Origin of the sequence: Wylensekiella montiformis (assembly GCF_009697385.1) — a bacterium.
GTDB lineage: Bacteria > Bacillota > Negativicutes > Selenomonadales > Selenomonadaceae > Selenomonas_A > Selenomonas_A montiformis.
Genome location: NZ_VUNL01000017.1, coordinates 30,010 through 47,710, shown reverse-complemented (window position 1 = coordinate 47,710; position 17,701 = coordinate 30,010). Strand labels below are relative to the sequence as shown.

17 protein-coding genes are annotated in these 17,701 nt (G+C 56.2%); 5 read left to right on the top strand and 12 right to left on the bottom strand.

All coding sequences use genetic code 11. From position 1 onward, the window contains the following. The 3 genes from FYJ78_RS12855 to FYJ78_RS12055 form a co-directional block, all read left to right on the top strand. Positions 1-189, top strand: a 189-nt coding sequence (locus FYJ78_RS12855; protein WP_206671402.1) for a hypothetical protein, incomplete at its 5' end; no start/stop codon positions are given. A gap of 76 nt (positions 190-265) precedes the next feature. Further along, complete coding sequence (locus tag FYJ78_RS12060) at positions 266-2,146, top strand: GGDEF domain-containing protein (RefSeq protein ID WP_195847966.1); 1,881 nt, start codon at positions 266-268, stop codon at positions 2,144-2,146. 209 nt (positions 2,147-2,355) lie between these two features. Next, the gene (locus FYJ78_RS12055; protein ID WP_154621639.1) at positions 2,356-3,972 is read left to right on the top strand and encodes a pilus assembly protein TadG-related protein; all 1,617 of its coding nucleotides are present in this window, start codon (positions 2,356-2,358) and stop codon (positions 3,970-3,972) included. A gap of 97 nt (positions 3,973-4,069) precedes the next feature. Here FYJ78_RS12055 and FYJ78_RS12050 read toward each other — a convergent pair whose 3' ends face one another. From FYJ78_RS12050 to FYJ78_RS12020, 7 genes are all read right to left on the bottom strand, one after another. Beyond that, positions 4,070-5,569: a Na+/H+ antiporter NhaC family protein gene (locus FYJ78_RS12050; RefSeq protein WP_154621638.1), complete on the bottom strand. Its 1,500-nt coding sequence runs from the start codon at positions 5,567-5,569 to the stop codon at positions 4,070-4,072. A gap of 92 nt (positions 5,570-5,661) precedes the next feature. Continuing rightward, entirely contained in the window at positions 5,662-6,564 is a 903-nt protein-coding gene (gene rsmA, locus FYJ78_RS12045) for a 16S rRNA (adenine(1518)-N(6)/adenine(1519)-N(6))-dimethyltransferase RsmA (protein WP_154621637.1), read from the bottom strand. Then, positions 6,561-7,109 (bottom strand): ribonuclease M5, encoded by a 549-nt coding sequence (gene rnmV, locus FYJ78_RS12040; RefSeq protein ID WP_154621636.1) that lies wholly within the window; start codon positions 7,107-7,109, stop codon positions 6,561-6,563. Before rnmV ends, rsmA begins: the two co-directional genes overlap by 4 nt. Beyond that, on the bottom strand, positions 7,106-7,804 hold the full coding sequence (locus FYJ78_RS12035; protein ID WP_154621635.1) for a dTMP kinase: 699 nt from the start codon (positions 7,802-7,804) through the stop codon (positions 7,106-7,108). The genes rnmV and FYJ78_RS12035 overlap by 4 nt, the downstream gene beginning before the upstream one ends. Continuing rightward, on the bottom strand, positions 7,801-9,249 hold the full coding sequence (locus tag FYJ78_RS12030) for an aminotransferase class I/II-fold pyridoxal phosphate-dependent enzyme (RefSeq protein ID WP_154621644.1): 1,449 nt from the start codon (positions 9,247-9,249) through the stop codon (positions 7,801-7,803). The genes FYJ78_RS12035 and FYJ78_RS12030 overlap by 4 nt, the downstream gene beginning before the upstream one ends. A gap of 35 nt (positions 9,250-9,284) precedes the next feature. After that, positions 9,285-10,559, bottom strand: a complete 1,275-nt coding sequence (locus tag FYJ78_RS12025) for a sensor histidine kinase (protein WP_154621634.1) — start codon at positions 10,557-10,559, stop codon at positions 9,285-9,287. Positions 10,560-10,731: 172 nt separating this feature from the next. Further along, on the bottom strand, positions 10,732-10,941 hold the full coding sequence (locus FYJ78_RS12020) for a hypothetical protein (RefSeq protein WP_154621633.1): 210 nt from the start codon (positions 10,939-10,941) through the stop codon (positions 10,732-10,734). Positions 10,942-11,197: 256 nt separating this feature from the next. Between FYJ78_RS12020 and FYJ78_RS12015 the strand changes: the two genes are divergently transcribed. Beyond that, positions 11,198-11,662 carry an Hsp20/alpha crystallin family protein gene (locus FYJ78_RS12015; RefSeq protein WP_154621632.1) on the top strand — a complete coding sequence of 155 codons (465 nt, stop codon included), beginning with the start codon at positions 11,198-11,200 and terminating at the stop codon, positions 11,660-11,662. Positions 11,663-11,798: 136 nt separating this feature from the next. Here the strand turns inward: FYJ78_RS12015 and sucD are convergent, their stop codons facing one another. The 4 genes from sucD to FYJ78_RS11995 all read right to left on the bottom strand — a co-directional run bounded on the left by sucD (position 11,799) and on the right by FYJ78_RS11995 (position 16,358). Next, positions 11,799-12,704, bottom strand: a complete 906-nt coding sequence (gene sucD / locus FYJ78_RS12010) for a succinate--CoA ligase subunit alpha (RefSeq protein ID WP_154621631.1) — start codon at positions 12,702-12,704, stop codon at positions 11,799-11,801. Positions 12,705-12,727: 23 nt separating this feature from the next. Further along, a complete protein-coding gene (gene sucC / locus FYJ78_RS12005) occupies positions 12,728-13,921 on the bottom strand; it encodes an ADP-forming succinate--CoA ligase subunit beta (protein WP_154621630.1) in 1,194 nt (397 codons plus the stop codon). Between the two features lie 277 nt (positions 13,922-14,198). Then, on the bottom strand, positions 14,199-15,278 hold the full coding sequence (locus FYJ78_RS12000) for an iron-containing alcohol dehydrogenase family protein (protein WP_154621629.1): 1,080 nt from the start codon (positions 15,276-15,278) through the stop codon (positions 14,199-14,201). A 12-nt stretch (positions 15,279-15,290) separates the two neighbouring features. After that, on the bottom strand, positions 15,291-16,358 hold the full coding sequence (locus tag FYJ78_RS11995) for an aldose epimerase family protein (RefSeq protein WP_154621628.1): 1,068 nt from the start codon (positions 16,356-16,358) through the stop codon (positions 15,291-15,293). 336 nt (positions 16,359-16,694) lie between these two features. Between FYJ78_RS11995 and FYJ78_RS11990 the strand changes: the two genes are divergently transcribed. Further along, positions 16,695-16,967, top strand: coding sequence for a hypothetical protein (locus FYJ78_RS11990; protein WP_154621627.1), 273 nt, complete (start codon positions 16,695-16,697; stop codon positions 16,965-16,967). Positions 16,968-16,985: 18 nt separating this feature from the next. Here FYJ78_RS11990 and FYJ78_RS11985 read toward each other — a convergent pair whose 3' ends face one another. Next, complete coding sequence (locus FYJ78_RS11985) at positions 16,986-17,639, bottom strand: HAD family hydrolase (RefSeq protein WP_328597721.1); 654 nt, start codon at positions 17,637-17,639, stop codon at positions 16,986-16,988. Between the last annotated feature and the right edge of the window lie 62 nt (positions 17,640-17,701).

The window sequence follows — 17,701 nt, the reverse complement described above, 5'->3', positions numbered from 1 at the left end:
GGGCCAACACCCTGCCAAGAAAAATACTCGGCTATAAGACACCCGAGGAGTGCTTTAGGGAAGAAATGCTTGCAGCACTTACTGCATAAAGGTTCGCCGGGTGTTCAACTTATTATTGCAATTCGGGCTTTAAAAAAGTATGAAATTTTATTGGTAAAAATGTCCTATATCCGTTATACTAGAAAGTAATTGGAGTCTGACGACATATGTTGACAGCTGCCATGTTGTCATATTTTTATCATGTTTCATGGAGAAGGGATTCACTATGAGGGCAGTCAGCCACCGGATACCGACCGAATTCGGCAACGATGTGTATGTTGCGCTGGAGGACTTTGACCGGCGTCTCTACTTCCGCTGGGACCTGACCACAGATACCATCGATTTGAACAAACCGGTTCCACAAAACAATTACGATATCCCATCGAAGATAGCCTGCGCCTCCAGCATGCTCTGGCACTCTGCGCTCATTCATCCCGATGAGACGCATCTGCTGCGCGTTTATCTTCATACCATTTTCCGCCATCTTGAACGGTATCGCAACCGGACCCGCAACGCCTCCTGCAAGCTGCGGCTCCGCGACCGCAGCCGGATGGATTATCTCTGGTCTGAAATCCATATCATCACCTATTACGACGGACTGAAGCCGGTCGTCGCCTACGGCAACATCCGCAACATCCAGGCCCAGAAGCTCTGGCAGCAGCGCGTGGAACGCGAGGCAGCGCATGACAAGCTGACCGGACTGCTGAACAAGGACGCCTGCAAAAAGCGCATCATCGACTATCTGGCCGGCCTTTCCCGGGACATCGATCAGGCGGCCATGCTGCTGATCGACGCCGACGGGTTTAAGGGAATCAACGATACCTTCGGCCACCTCTTCGGCGATGCTGTCCTCACGGACATGGGCAATGCGATCCTCCATAATTTCCGTCATTCCGACATCAAGGGACGCATCGGCGGCGACGAGTTCATCGTACTGTTTCGCAACATGACAAACGTCCCGGTTCTCAAGGAGCGCTGCGATCGCCTGATTCACAACCTGAACCGCAAATACAAAAACGGAAACGAGGAGCTTCCCTTTTCCATCAGCATCGGCGCGTCGTTCTATCCGGAGCACGGGACAAGCTACACGGAGCTCTTCAAGCATGCAGACCGTGCGCTGTACGAAGCCAAAAGTCAGGGCAAAAACCAGTACATGATCTACCATCCCAGCCTCATCGGTCAGGCCTCTATCACAAACCACCGCGCACCCGTCGACTTTGAGGGACTGCAGCAGAAAGCCTTCAAAGACAACATGATCGAGTTCATTTTCCGGCTGCTCTACGAGACAAACAGTCCGGAGGCCACCATCTCCCTGTCCCTCGGCATGTTCGGCAAGCAGTTCAATCTGGACCGCGTGGCCGTAGACCGCTTCAATCCGGCGACCAATCAGTACAGCACCGCGTTTGAATGGCTCAGCCCGAACGGCGTCTCCCTGAAGCCGCAGGAACACCGAGAAGACATTTCCCGCCTTCTCTGCCTGCGCAACAACATGGTGCTCTCCGGCTACAAAGCCACCTCCTACGGCGTCATGTCCATCTGCGAAGATACGGCAGAAAAAGAAGAAAAATATCAGGAATGCATCCAGTTCTTCCAGATCGGCGCCTTTGCGCACTGCCTGATCTCCCATGGCTCCGACACGCTCGGCTGCATCGGCTTCGAAAGCACGGCTCCGCATGTCTTCAAGGAGGAAGCGATTCGCAAGCTCAGCATCTTTGCCGTCATTCTCGGCAACATCCTCCTGACGCCGCATGACGACAATAAGCTGCGTCAGCAAAACGCGCACCTGCGCGATCTGCTCGACCACATGCAGGAAATCGTCTACGTCATCGACAAAATCACCATGCATCCCGTTTATTTCAACCGCACCATTCGTCAGGCGCTGCCGGACGGCATGGCCAAACAGCCCTGCTATCAGCTTTTCCACAAGCGCCAGACGCCATGCCCGAACTGTCCCGTGCAGAAACTCTCGGGAGAAGGCAGCGAATACATCCAGTGTGAGATCGATAACTGGAACAGCGGCGCAAAAATCTGCAGCCGCGCCTGCAATCTCTTCTGGGACGATACCAACGGGCGGCCGCTGGCCCTCGTGATTCAGGAGCCGTTCTAACACCGTTTTTTCTTTCCAAGAGACTGCTGCAAAGTCATGCCACAGGACTTTGCAACAGTCTCTTCTTTTATTTACAAAGTTCTTTTTCCGTACCTTATACCTGATTTTTCAAAACTCATTGTTTTGAGAAAATTTGCATGATACGATAGCAGGGAACATATCTTCATCACAGATAAAGTGAGGCTTATTGGAAAGGGAGAGGGAATCACATGCGCAGGTTCAGCAAAGAGACTTGGCTTCGCCATCCGGGCCAGCAGGGCAATGTTCTGATATGTACGGCATTTCTTCTGCCGGTCCTCTTTTTTCTCGGCGGAATCACCGTGGATTTCGGCGGCGCCTATCTGGCAAAATCCACGCTGCAGAACGCGGCGGATGCCGCGGCGCTGGCCGGAGGACACGAATATCTGGATTCGGGGCGCAACGTCCGCAGCACAAAGGACAGCGCCAAAAGATCTGCGCAGATGAACTACAGCCGCACGGAGTACGGACATACGACCAGGCTCAAAGAGGTCCGCAGCTCCGAATCTTTTCCGGACGGCGCCGCATCCATCCATATCGATACAGACGCGCATGACGACTATGTAGATGTCCGCCTGCGCCAGAAGGTGCAGCTGCCGTTCTTCGGCATGCTCGGCGGTCTGCTGAATATCGACTCGCTCCGCTTCATGGATATTCAGGCCGCCTCGCGCGCCCATCTGGTCACTGCGGGGGGAACAGGCCCCTTCGATTATACCGTATTCGGCGCCGCAACCTCCCGCTGGACCAAAAACGACGAAAGAGGCAATGCCGGCCGCAGGCAGTACGATCCGTCCGGCAGCGCCGACCAGCCGGCGAACAATCCGGAGCGGGCTTCCGTCATCTTCAAAGGGAATCCGCATCATCCTTACAGGCTGAGCGGAAACATTGGCGGCAACGGACGCATCGGCCTCAACAATGCCAATAGCACCGAATACAATTTTCAGCTAACCGGCGCAAACGGCATCAATGAGGACGGCATATCCCGCATCGATACCAGCAGTCTCTATGGGACGGCCAACGCCGACGGATACAACACCGACAAGGATAAGAGCTTCCTGTTCTCCACGCCGCAGGGCGCTTCATGCGGGCCGACAAATTCCTCCTACAACACGCGCATCAATAACCCGCCGCTCGACATCTCCTTTAACGCGCAAAATCCCGTCACCAAAGACCTCTACGCCTTTTATCAGGAAGTCCGGGCGCTTTGCCAGTCCGATCTGGCCGCCGCTGAGCAGAAGGGCTGGTACTGTGACGACACAACGCCCGCCAGCGAATCGTATCAGTTTGATGCCGGCGGGCTGACCTGGTATCAGGGAAACCTGCGCTGGGGACAGGATCTCAACCCGCTCGGCGTGCAGTGCAACAGCAACAACATTTATAAGCACTCCGCCAATCTCACGCCGGATCAGGAACGGTTCCGCGTCATTATCGTCAACGGCGATGTGACCATCAATATGGAAAAGACCACGAACGGCGACAAACTGCACGGCTGGGATATGAACGAGATGTACTGCGACAAGGACGGCGACGGACGAGATCATGAAAATTACGCCGTAATCATCTCCCTGCACGGCAACATCCGCATGCACAACTACTCCAAGTTCCGCGGCATCATCTTCGCGCCGGAGGGCGAGATCTGGCTCGATGCCTATGACCGGATCTACGGAAATATCGTCGGCCAGCGCGTAAAAATCGACAATCAGGACTACGATGTAGAAGCCGGTCCCTTCCTCACGCAGAAAAACTACCAGCATGTTCCCCATCTGAACAGCCGCACCACAACGGTGATACGTCTGGAATCGCTTTGAACTTTAACCATAGGACAAAAAAGGCGTCAGCCCGTCATTTCGACAGGCTGACGCCTTCTATATTCGATCTTTGGCCAGCATCCGGTCAAAGATACGCTCAGTCCAGAGAAGAAACCCTCATGCGGATCACGCCCATGACGGCGCCGAGACAGAGCAGGGACACCGCCAGCCCGGCCCAGCCGCTGGCCGTGATGCCGTCGACCACATAGCCAATAATACAGCAGGAAGAAACGGTCAGGACATAAGGAAGCTGCGTATTGACATGGTCAATATGATGGCACTGCGCCCCGGCCGAGGCCAGAATCGTCGTATCCGAAATCGGCGAAGCATGGTCGCCGCCGACCGCTCCCGACAGGACAGCGGCCACACAGAGTACGAGCATATTCGGGTCCGCACCGACAACCGCAACCGCGATCGGGATCAGGATGCCGAAGGTTCCCCACGACGTTCCCGTAGCAAAAGCCAGTCCGATGGCCACGAGGAAGAAGATCGGCGGCAGGAACAGGATCAGAGAGGCATGTGCGCTGACAAGGCCGCCGACGAATCCGCCCAGATTCAGATATTTATCGCTGCAAATACCGGAAAGCGTCCAGGCCAGACACAGGATAAAGATGGCCGGCGTCATCGCCTTGAACCCCCAGCCGAAGCTGTCGCAGAACGCATTAAAGGAAATCACCCTGCGCGGCAGATACAAAAAGCCGGTGAAAACAAACGCGATAAAGGAGCCCATGACAAGCGATTTGGCCGAATTGCAGTTGGCAAACGCCTCAGCGATTCCCTTGCCTTCGTGAATGCCGCCCGTATAGAGCATGCCGTAGACGCAGGCTGCAATGAGCACCAACAGCGGCAGAAGCAGATCGATGATCTTTCCCTTTCCATCTTCTTCCTTCCGAATGTCCGTCGTGTCCTGATACTCCTTCGGAATGACAAAATGCTCGTTGCTCTCCCGGATGCTCTTTCTCATCGCCGCATAATCGCGTCCGGTCCAGATAAGAAACACCATGAACAGCATCGTCAGCCAGGCGTAGAGATTGAACGGTATCGTCTGCAGAAAGAGCGAAAGCCCGTCAATTTCCGATCCTTCCGGCAGCGAAGACCCGACCGCCGCCGCCCAGCTCGATACCGGCGCGATGATGCAGACCGGCGCCGCCGTAGCGTCGATAATATAGGCCAGCTTGGTGCGGGCAATCCGGAATTTATCGGTAACGGGCCGCATGACGGTTCCCACCGTCAGGCAGTTAAAATAATCGTCGATGAAGATGACGATGCCCAGCAGGGCGGTAACCAAAAGGGCGCTGCGCTTGCCGCGGATGGTCCGCGCCGCCCATTCGCCATAGGCCCGCGTCGCTCCGCTGCGCGTGATCGCCGCCACGAGAATACCGAGAATCACCAGAAACACGAGAATATTGACGTTGCCGCCGACCTTTTCTTCCATGACAGCAAACATCGTGAGAATCGAACCGAGGATGCTGCCGCCGGTAAAAAGCATCGCACCGGAAAAGATTCCAATAATCAGAGACATATACACTTCTTTTGTCCAAAGAGCCAGCACGATCGTAATGACCGGCGGCAGGACCGACCAGGCAGTCTGCGCCATTATCATACCTACTTTCTGTTATACTTCAAGGTTGTACATCGGCAAAAAATTGTCCGCCAGCAAAATATCTGTTCCTTATTGTATAACATTTTTTACATAGTATCAATATGAATTTCAGCATTTTTTGCAAGTTCCGCGAAGGCATCGGCGAGGCGGCCGAATTCCTCCAGCGACAGCGTCTCGCCGCGCCGCTGCGGATCCATCTGCGCCCGTTCCATCGCAGCGCGCACCTGCTCCTTGGGAAAGCCGCCGCCGCGCAGTGCATTGGCCAGCGTCTTGCGCCGCTGGCCGAAAGCCGCGCGGACGACCCGGAAAAACATTTTTTCCTCAGACACCTTGACGGCCGGCACGGAACGGACCCGGCAGGCAATGACGACACTGTCCACCTCCGGCGCAGGGATAAACGAACGCGGCGGCACATTCAAAACGATCTCCGGCTCCGTATAATACTGCACCGCGACAGAAAGCGCTCCATACGACCGCGACCCTGGCCGGGCCGTCATGCGCTCAGCGACCTCTTTCTGAACCATCGTGACCATCATGGTGATGGGCAGACGGCGTTCCAGCAGCGTCATGAGAATCGGCGTCGTGATGTAATACGGGAGATTTGCCACCACTTTAAACGGCTCCTGCCCCATCAGCGCGGGAATATCGACCTTGAGAATATCCCCCGGCACAATCCGGACGCGATCGTACGCCTTGAGCGTCTCTGCCAGAACCGCCGGCAGCTTCTTGTCCAGCTCGACCGCGGTGACATCGGCGCCCGCCTCGGCCAGCCCCTGCGTCAGAGTACCGATGCCCGGCCCGATCTCCAGAACGTGATCGCCCGGATGAATCTGCGCCGCGTCAACGATTCCCTGTACAATACCGGCATCGATGAGAAAGTTCTGACCGAGCTTCTTGCTCATGTGCAGCCCGAAGGCTTTCAATATATGCGTCGTAACCTGACGGCTGGCGATCTTCGGCTGCAGTATCTTTTCGTCCTGCTGGTTCATGCGTTTTCCTCCTGACCGAGCCGCTTGACTGCCGCGGCAAACTCTTCGCGTGTGACACCGTAATGATTGAGTCGCTTGAGGAAGGTCCGGGCATTGGCAAAGCCGATTCCGAGCATGGCACCGAGCTTCGCGCGCCGCTTTCCGGCATCGGCGGCGCCAGAAAGATCATGCAAAATGAGATCGGCTCCACTGAAACGCTCCGCCGGCGTCCAGTCCATCGTGCGCACCTTTTCCAATGCCCGGCGGATCGCATCAGGCTTCGCCTGCTCGATGCCGATATCCTCATTGGCCGAAGCTTCCTCCGCCGGCACAAAGGCGTGCTTTGCCTTCGGAAAGCGGCGCGAAAGATAGGACCTTATCCGCTCGCCGGCCGAGTCCGGATCAGTCAGAATGATGATTCCCCGTTTCTTATACGCCTGCTCGATGCTCTGAAGCGCCTGCGGCTTGAGATTAAATCCCTCGGTAATGATGCAGTCCGCCTCGACCGCCTTGTTCACGGCCACTACATCCATCTTGCCCTCGACAACCAATACTTCCTTTATCATTCGCCTGTTCCTTCCTGCCTGCGGTCCAGCACCGGCCGGACCGCCTGATATACCTCTTCATGAATTTCCTGTATGCCGCGAGGCCGGCCGTCCCGGCTGCAGATCACCCGGATCCAGCCGTATTTTTCCGCCAGCTCCAGATAGGCGGCATGACAGCGGTGCAGATAGGCTTTGTCCGCCTCATGAATATCCGGCCCGGTTCCCGCTGCCCGGGCCCGGGCAGCGATGAGCCGGTCAGCCGTATCGGGATCCATATCCAGAAACACCACCCGGTCCGGTACTGGAAGCCCCAGCTTGCAGAACTCAAAGTCCCACAGCCAGGAAAGGAACGCTTCCCGTTCCTGCGGATCGGTCAGCTTGACGGCCTGATGCACCATATTGCTGGTCGTATAGCGGTCAGCCAGAACGATGCCGCCGCCATCGTAAAACTCCTTCCACTTCATCCGGAACGAGGCATACCGGTCCGCAGCGAAAAACGTCGATGCGGCAAAGGCATTGACATCCTCCGCATGGCCGCCGAAATCGCCGCGCAGATACATCCGGACCAGCATGGAAGAATCGGACGCATAGTCCGGAAACTCGATCCGGCGCACCGGATATCCGTCGCGGGACAGATGGTCAAACAGCGCTCTGGTCTGCGTAGCCTTGCCGGATCCGTCACCGGCTTCGATAATAATCAGTTTTCCCCGCTTCATAACTCGCTCACTACTTTCAATGTATTCAGCCCCGCATCCTGAGGCCCGACTACCTTCAATCCCAGCCGCTGCATCGCAGCGATATACTCCAGCCCGGCCCGGCTGATCACATCGCCCGGAGCCAAAATCGGCACGCCCGGCGGATAAAACATGACCTGTTCGGCCGCGATGCGTCCTTCCGCCTCCCAAAACGGCACCGATACCGCCGCGGCAAAAAACGCCGTCCGCGGATCCATGCCCTGACGAGGGACCTCCGGCAGCGACGGAACCGGTATGTCCCCGCTGCTGCCCCGATGATCCCGGGCCAGTCCCGCCAGCGCGTCAAGGAGCGCCTTCGCCTCCCGTTCCGTATCGGCATACGAAAGGATGAACAGCAGATTGTTGGCGTCTGACAGCTCGCATTGTATCTTATAGACATGGCGCAGGATATGCTCGGCCTGCGGGCCGCTCAGGCCAATGCCGCGGACATTTACCGTAACCTTGGTCAGATCCAGCCCCGAAGCCCCCTCCGTCTTCAGATAAGACGGGCCAAACGACCACAGTCCGTCGATCCGGTTGATCTCCATGCGAAGCCGCTCCGCCAGGCAGACCGCCCGATCCACCAGCGCATGGCCGGACTCCGCCATCTGCAGACGGGCGATATCCAGCGACGCCAGCAGCAGCTGATTCGGACTCGTGGACTGCAGCAGGCTCGCGGCCTGACGCACCCGCTCCCGGTCGGCCCGCGGCCCCCGGACCAGCAGCATCGACGTCTGGGTCAGCGAGCCGAGAATCTTATGCGTACTCTGCGCCGCCATATCCGCCCCGGCATCGATGGCCTGACGCGGAAGTCTGCCGCTGAATTTCAGATGAGACCCGTGCGCCTCATCGACCAGCAGCAGCATGCCATGCGCATGAACCTCCCGGGCAATCGCGGCCAGATCTACGGTCACGCCATAGTAAGTCGGATAAACCAGCGCCAGAGCCCGCGCCTCCGGATGAGCCTCGACAGCCCGCCGGATATCCGAAAGCCGCAGCCCCATGGCAATGCCGAGACGCGCATCAACCTCCGGCTGAATAAATACCGGCCGCGCTCCGGCGAGGATCACGCCCCCGATCATCGAGCGGTGGGCATTGCGCGGCATCAGTACGGTATCGCCGGGGCAAAGCGCCCCCATCAGCATGGTATGCACCGCGCCGGTCGTCCCATTGATCATAAAATAGGCGGCATCCGCTCCATACAGCTCCGCCGCCAGCTCCTGCGCCTCCCGGATGCAGGAGGACGGCTCGTGCAGATCATCCAGCTCTTCCATCAGCGACACTTCCTCGCGCAGCCCCTCCGGCGTGATCAGCGCGCGCAGCAGCGGATGAGCGCCGAGCCCCTGCTTATGGCCGGGCGTATGAAAAGCGAGAGCGCCGTCTCGCGCGTAAGCCCTCATAGCCTCCGCAACCGGCGCTCTGTGCATGTTTTGTTTCCGTTGTTTCGTTTCCGGTTTCCTGCTCATTTCTTTTCCTTTTTCGCAGCGGGCGTCTCTTTCTTTTTCTCCCGCTGGTTCCACCGGTTATTGATTCGAAGGTGAACGCGGGTCCCCTTTCCCGGTGCGGAAAGGACGTTCAGTTCAGCGCCGATGATCTTGGCCCGTTCCTTCATGCCGACAATGCCGAACTGCCCGACATGATCCGCCCCTTCTTCGACCATTTCACTCCCATCCTCGGAGAGTCCCGGCAATTCCGGCTCCGCATCCGGATCAAAGCCGACGCCTTCATCTTCAATCAGAACGGAAAGCGCCGCCCGCGTATACAGCAGCCGGACGCGCGCTTTATCCGTTCCCGCATGATGGGCCACATTATTCAGCGCCTCCTGAACAACGCGGAACACCGCAATCTCCACATGCTTCGGCAGCTCATAGGAGCGGCCGTCCACGCTGAGTTCCGTGGAAAGGATGCCCCGCGAGGACAGTCTTCCGACCAGCTGATTAAGCGCCGGCGCCAGCCCCAGATCATCGAGCGCCATCGGACGCATATCGAAAATGACCTGCCGCACGCTCGCCAGACACTCGCGAATCTGCTGCCGGAGCTCCTGCAGGGTATGCTTGGCCTCCTCCGGATCGTAATCGATCAGCTTTTCTGCAATCGAAGTCTGGAAGATCAGATTGGCCAGATCCTGCGCGGGGCCGTCATGAATCTCGCGGGAAACCCGATAGCGCTCTTCTTCCTGCGCCTTGATGATACGGGCTCCGACAAATTTATCCTTCTGCACCGCCTCGATCTTCCAGACGACGCCGCTGACCTCCGAACTCAAATAAGACAGCACGGAGCCGATAGCCAGAACCAGATGCTCCGCCTGCATCAGCATGACCTGCAGATGACGCAGGCGAAGCTCCAGCTTATCGCGCTGATGGCGCAGATTCTGCTCCTTTTCGCGCTCAACGCCCAGCGCCACCTGTACATCCCGGACCGCCTCATAGCTTTCCCGAATCTTTTCCTCCGAATAATCCTGAAAATTACTGCTGACCACCACGAGATGCTGCTTTTCTTGCTGCTCCTTCCGGGTCAGCTCGTCCACGCGGTCGATGGTCTGATGCGCCTTGAGTTTCAGGTCAGCCAGCACCTTCTTGCTGTTTTCCACCTCGCGGCGGGCGCTTTCGTAAATCTCAAAAATCTGCGTTTTATTGTCTTCAATGGTATGAATCGTATTCGTCAGGATTTGTTTTAGCGAACCCTCTTTCAGATTGCCATTTTCATCCACCACGGATTGACCGTCCAGCTCTGACATGCAAGTCCTCCATTCTGCGCGGCACACGGATTACTGCTCCCTGACTTCCCCGACTGCGCATAAAATAAAACCGGATCAGGAAAAGTTTCAGACTCCTCCTGACTCTGGTTAAATGAATCCGAGCCTTCCCGTCAGCCTCGGACAAACTGCATCCCTTCTGCAAAAGAATGCGCTATTTCTTATGAGTATGGCGCCGGGCAAACCAGCGCAGCAGAACCATCGCCAGCACTGCCCCGATCAGAATATACAAATCCTGTTCCCGGAACAACGAATCCGCTCCGCCGCTTCGCGCCTTTTCCCATACGGCCAAAGCAACCAGCAGCACGATCCCTGCATTGGAAATCTTCTTCCCATATTGTTTCCAGAAAGAAATTTTCCTCACCTCCCCGGCAAAAGCCGAAAGTATTCCTCTTAAATTGTACTGACTGAATCAGAGGAAGTCAAGCAATCCCGGGGCAGATAAGCATTGCGCTTCCGGCAAAAAAAAATTATTTTTGATATTTTAACCTATTGACTTTTTGACCTTTAGGAGTATAATAAGAATTGAAGCAAGGGAAAGCCCCCCGGAAAGAACACCGGGGCGCGGGCTCCGAAGCTTCGCCCATCCGATACAAATCTTATGAAAGGGGATCGATTTTATGTTTGGGTTAGTTCCGTTTGGTATGAGAAATGAGTTGGCAGCAGAAGACGACTTCGATCGCCTCTTCGATTTCATGAACCGGCCGCTTTCCAGTCTGTTCAGCGACGCCGGATTCACTGGCAGGTCCTTCCACGTCGATGTCAAAGACAACGGCGCAAGTTATGAACTCAAAGCAGAACTGCCGGGCCTGACAAAAGACGACGTCAGTCTCTCCTACAAGGATAATTATCTGACCATTGCCACAAAGAAAGAAGATGTCAAGGAAGAAAAAGATGAAAAAGGAAGCTACATCCGCCGTGAATGCTACAACGGCAGCATGAGCCGTTCCTTCTACATCGACAACATCGATGAATCGAAATGCGACGCAACCTTCAAGGACGGTATTCTGACCGTCACCATGCCGAAGGCTGCGGCGCCGAAAGAAGAAGCGCCAAAGCAGATTCCGATTCATTCGATTGCATAATTTGAAGCTCCCCCCTCACATAAAAAGAAAGAAGGCGCTGTCCATCCGGGCAGCGCCTTCTTTTGGTGTGGTTTCATATGATCTGCCGGAACATCCGGCTTCCCGCGTTTTGCCGCAGGATGTGCAGGGCCTGCAGTCAGCAGGTATGGCATTCGTCGTAGATGCCCGCTTTTTTCAGCGTATTGACTACGGTCTCTCCGATATGCGCCACAGTGTCCGCCACTTCAATGCCAACGGCATTGAGCGCCTTGATCTTATCGGCCGCAGTGCCTTTGCCGCCGCTGATGATGGCGCCGGCATGGCCCATGCGCTTGCCCGGAGGCGCCTGACGGCCGGAGATGAAGGCCGCGACCGGCTTATCCGGCATGTTCTCCTTGATCCAGCGGGCTGCATCCTCCTCGGCATTGCCGCCGATCTCACCGATCATGAGCACAGCCTTCGTATCCGGATCGTCCTTGAACAGCTTCAGCGCATCGATGAAATCTGTTCCCTTGACCGGGTCGCCGCCGATGCCGATCGCCGTCGTCTGGCCAATTCCGGCCGCCGACAGCTGGAAGGTCGCTTCATACGTCAGCGTTCCGGAGCGGGAAATTACCCCGACATGCCCCTTCTTGTGGATATAACCGGGGATAATGCCCAGCTTGCATTCATCCGTCGTAAGGATTCCCGGGCAGTTCGGCCCGATGAGGCGGGTCTTTTTCCCTTCCATATAGCGGCGGACCTTGACCATATCCTGCACCGGAATATGCTCCGTGATGCAGACGACCAGATCGAGGCCGGCGTCAACGGCTTCCATGATGGAGTCAGCGGCGAACCTTGCCGGCACATAGACGACGGATGCCGTCGCGCCTGTTGCGTCCACTGCGTCCCGGACCGTATTAAATACCGGCACACCCTCAACCTTCTGCCCGGCCTTGCCCGGCGTGACGCCGGCCACGATCTTCGTGCCGTATGCCAGCATCTGCTTGGTATGGAAAGTCGCAGCTTTGCCCGTGATGCCCTGGACAATGACTTTCGTATCTTTATTGACTAAAATTCCCATGATTCAGGCCTCCTCAGGCAAAATTACGCATGTTCCGCTTCTTTAACCAGCTTGACGATCTGCTCTGCGCCGCCTTCCATCGTCGGCGCCATGATGACGTTCTCGATCGGCGTATTCTTGAGAATCTCACGGCCGCGCTCGACATTGGTGCCTTCCAGACGAACGACAACCGGAACCGGCAGGCTCTTGCCGTCCGAAGAAATCATCTTCGCCGCCTCGACGATGCCTTCCGCCACCAGATCGCATTTGTTGATGCCGCCGAAGATGTTGACAAAAATGCCCTTGGCCTGTCCGCCGTCCAGCATGATGTTGAACGCTTCCGCGATCTTATCCGGCGTGGAATCGCCGCCGACATCGAGGAAGTTCGCCGGCTCACCGCCATAATACTTGATGATGTCGACTGTCGCCATCGCCAGTCCCGCGCCGTTGACCATGCAGGCCACATCGCCGCCGAGATTGACATAATTGAGGCCCGCCTCCGCCGCGCGGCGCTCCTTCGGATCCTCCTCACTCTCATCGCGCAGCGCTTCCACATCCGGATGGCGGAACAGCGCGCTGTCATCAAAGTTCAGTTTGGCATCCAACGCAACGACATCGTCATCTTCCGTAACGACGAGCGGATTGATCTCCGCCAGCGAGCAGTCTTTGCCGACAAACGCCTGATACAGGCAGCCCATGAGCTTCGTCACCTTGCGGATCGCCGGCTGCGGGAAATGCATCGCATACGCCATGCGGCTTGCCTGGAACGGAGCCAGTCCGATGGCCGGATCGATATATTCCTTGATGATCTTATCCGGCATTTCCGCCGCGACCTTCTCGATCTCCATGCCGCCCGCTTCGGAGCCCATCATGACGACGCGGGCCGTCTGACGGTCGATGACAAAGGACAAATAATATTCTTTCTTGATCTTCGAGCCTTCCTCGATCAGCAAACGGTTGACTTTCTTCCCTGCCGGGCCCGTCTGTTTCGTGACCAGCGTTTTTCCCAGCAATTCTTCCGCGTACTGCCTGACTTCATCCAGGCTCTTGGCAAGCTTGACACCGCCGGCCTTTCCACGGCCGCCGGCATGAATCTGTGCCTTGACGACCACGACAGGGGAACCGATTTCCTTTGCATGATTTACGGCTTCCTCGACGCTGAAGGCCGGCATCCCGTTCGGTACGTTTACCCCATAGGATTTCAGGATCGCCTTACTTTGATACTCATGAATGTTCATTGTCTTGCCTCCCTGACTGGTTTAGGATAACGGAAAACGCTATTATTCGCTATTGCTTCTTCCCGTTCGACAAGTACATTGTATACTTTTTTCGTTTTTTTGTCTACTATTTTCGGTTGATTTTATTATTGTCATAAATTATCCCAAATTGTGCTAACTCTGTCCTTTTGTCCCTTTTTCCGCAAAAATCAATAATCCGCACCTATTGTTTCAATAGATGCGGATTATTGATTGAGGAGCGATCCAATGGAAACCGTTTTACCTGTTTCCCCGCGTTTTATTTCTCCTGACAGGCTTCCAGCTTTTCCGCTGCTTCATGCAGCATATCCTGCGTGATCTTATAGGGCATGACTTTGACATCCTGATGCTTCTCCGTTGCCTGAAACACGCGGTGAATGTCCTCTTCGCTGGCTCCGATGTCCTTGCGGCAGGTTGGCAGACCGATTTTCTGACAGAAATCGAAGAAACGCCGGAACTCCTCCTGCTGTCCGTCGCAGAGCAGCAGCAGCAAAATGCCGTAAGCGGCCAGCCCGCTGTGCTGATGGCACTGCTCCCCGGCCGACAAATTGGTCAGTTCCGTAAATAAGGTATGCGCGATATGCCCGTTATACTGCGGAGCGGCAAAATTCGACACCAGTCCGCTGGTCATGACGATGGACAGCACAGCCTCCTCGAAAGCCGGCGTCGCGGCATGCGCCCGGTTGTCCGCCACAGCCTGTTCGCCATAGGCATAAAGCGGTTCCAGACACATGCGGGAGAGCGCCAGTCCCATTCCGTCGCGGTGGCACACCTTCCTGCCGCGCGCGGCGATCTGCGCCTCATAATATTTGGCCATGGTATCACTGATGCCGCGCAGCAGATACTCCACCGGCGCCTGAGCCAGCATGCGCGTGCAGAGGAATACATGAACCGGCGGCTTATTGGAATACGCATATTCCCGGAACCTGCCGTCCTCATAGTAAATCGTCGCGATGCTGTCCGCAGCTGCGCAGCTGCCCGCCACCGTCGGGAACGTAAAGAACGGCTTATGCTGGATGTGCGCCACCTGCTTGGCGGTATCTATCGCCTTGCCGCCGCCCACGGCAAAGATCATATCCGCCTCCTGCACCGCACGGTCCTCCCGGAGCTTATCAATATTCTCATAGGAAGTCTCCCCGCCGGCCAGCAGGAATCCCGTAAACTCAAGGCCGACGCCTTCCACCGCCTTGGTCAGCTTCTCCTGCGCGGCTTCGATGCCGCGCCGCCCGCCGATGACGACCACGCTTTTCCCATAGCGCGGGCAAACCTCCCGGACCTTCTCATAGGCCTCCACCCCGATCGTATAGTCGGGAAATGTCATCGTATATCTGCCTTCCATCTCTATTCCTCCTCAATCTTCCGGCCGCAGGACATAGACCGTCTGCGCCTTCCAGGTATCGCCTTTTTTCAGGATCGGCTGCGGAAACCCCGGATTGGCCGGTGCATTCGGATAATACTGGGTTTCCAGACAAAAACCGGTGCGGCGCTGAAACTCCACGCCATGCTTTCCCGGTATCCCGCCTTTTAGAAAATTGCCCGTATAAAACTGCACACCCGGCAGCGTCGTATAACAGGTCAGAGTCAGTCCGCTGCGCCCGGACGCCGCATAGGCCGCTTTTTTCAGGCCGGACACGGCCGGCTCATCCTTGATGCACCAGTTATGGTCGTAGCCGCAGCCCATCTGCAACTCGTCAAAATCATCGTCAATATGATCGCCGATGCGCGTCAGCCGACGCAGATCCATCGGCGTCCCGTCGACGGGAAGGATGCGCCCGTCAGGCAGGGACTCCGCATCCGCCCAGGTATAGCGGTCAGCGAAAATCTGTATCTTCTGGTCCAGCACCGGCCCGGCCTGATACCCATCCAGATTGAAATAGGTATGATTCGTAAGGTTGCAAATCGTATCCTGATCGCTCACGGCCTCATACTGAATGGAAAGCTCATTGTCATTGGAGAGCGAATACAGTACCTTCACCGTCATATTCCCGGGATAGCCGCCCTCGCCGTCCCGGCTGTGATACGTCAGCAGTACGCCCTCATACGCTTCTTCCGCCGTCCAAAGCTGATCATGGAACCCGTGGAACCCGCCGTGAATATGATTCTGCCCATGTGAGCCCGTATTGCGTTCGAGCTGATACGTCCTGCCGTTCAAGACAATCCGCCCTCCGGCGATGCGGTTGGCATGACGGCCGACCACCCCGCCCATCGCCGTATCGTCCTTTTCATAGGATGCGGCATTGGCATAACCGAGTACGACATCCAGAAACTTTGCGCCCGGCCCCAGAATACGCCAGCTGACCAACCGAGCGCCATAAGTGATCACTCCGACCTCTGTCCCCTTCGTATTCCGAAGCGTATACCGATCAACCGCCCGACCGTCGCTGAGCCTGCCGAACGGTTCCTTTCTGATAATCGCCATGACCTGTCCCTCCCGCATTTCGTTGTGAATTGCTATGAATTTCAAACAACTCTATACGGTTTTCACTTTACTCTATCCGATTTTATTTGTCAACCGATTTCGTTTTTATTATTATCTATCATTGTATCCGGCTTATCCGACAATGCCGGCGCGATTTATCAAGACAGAACAACTGTGGTATAATAAAAAAAGGTTTCCGCATAAGCAGGCGGGGCGAAGGGAAACATCCTTCCCCCGCCCGCTGGAAACCGGCCCGTAAAACAGGGTCTTATCGTACCGATGGAACCGCCGTAAAAGCAGTCCTCAGGTATACATCATCAGCGAGGGGGATTTATCATGAAAGAGAAGTATGCTTACATTTTCTTCAACTGCGACGAAGAAAAAAGCCAGCAATCCATGAATCTGTTTTACAATCAGGAAATCTACCGCGATCTGAAGGGAGCGCGCCGTGCGCTGCTCGCAAAAATCGAACAGGAGCAGGCCGAAGGCCGGATCCGGATACAGGAAAGCGATCTTCCGGCCGTGCGTCAGGCTGTTCTGGAAGGCGATCCCACAGAAGCCAGCGCGTATATCTGCTATGGGGCCGTCGAGCGTTTCCCCATCATCTGACCCGGCAAAACCGCCCCGTCACAATGTGTCCAACCGCAGTTCCGCAAGATCCTCCACGATCCGGTCGGCCAGAGAAAGATCCTGCTGACCGGAGTGCGGATTGCGATAGGCAATACAGTACATTCCGGCATTCTTGGCAGCAAGAATGCCGTTTTTTGTATCCTCCAGCACAACGCACCGCTCAGGCTCCACGCCAAGCCGCCGGGCCGAAATGCGGTAAATCGCCGGATCCGGCTTGCTCTTGGGCAGATCCCCGCCTGAGAGCACCGACTGAAAGCAAGACCGTATACCGAAACGGTCCAGCACCGTCTCCATCACGACGGACCAGGAAGAAGTCGCCAGCGCCAGCGGGATCCCCGCCGCATGGAGAGCGCGGATCAGTTCGACCGCCCCGCGGACGGGTTCGATCTCCCCGCTCTTCAGCACTTCCAGATAATGCTGATGCTTATACTCCGTCAAATCGCTGACCGAAAGATCCCTGCGCCCCGATGCGGCGAGCACTTCGCTGAAAATCGCTTCGCTGGTTCGCCCCATATACCGGACCAGATCCCGTTCATCAAACGACAGCCCGAAATGACGGAAAGTATCCATCTTCACGCGGGAATGAATCGGCTCACTGTCGATGATCACGCCATCCATATCGAAAAGAAATGCGCCTATATCGTGCTTCACAAAATTCCTCCTGTTCATGCTCTCTGCGCCGGCTCCCTGCTATTATACTACAAAACAATATA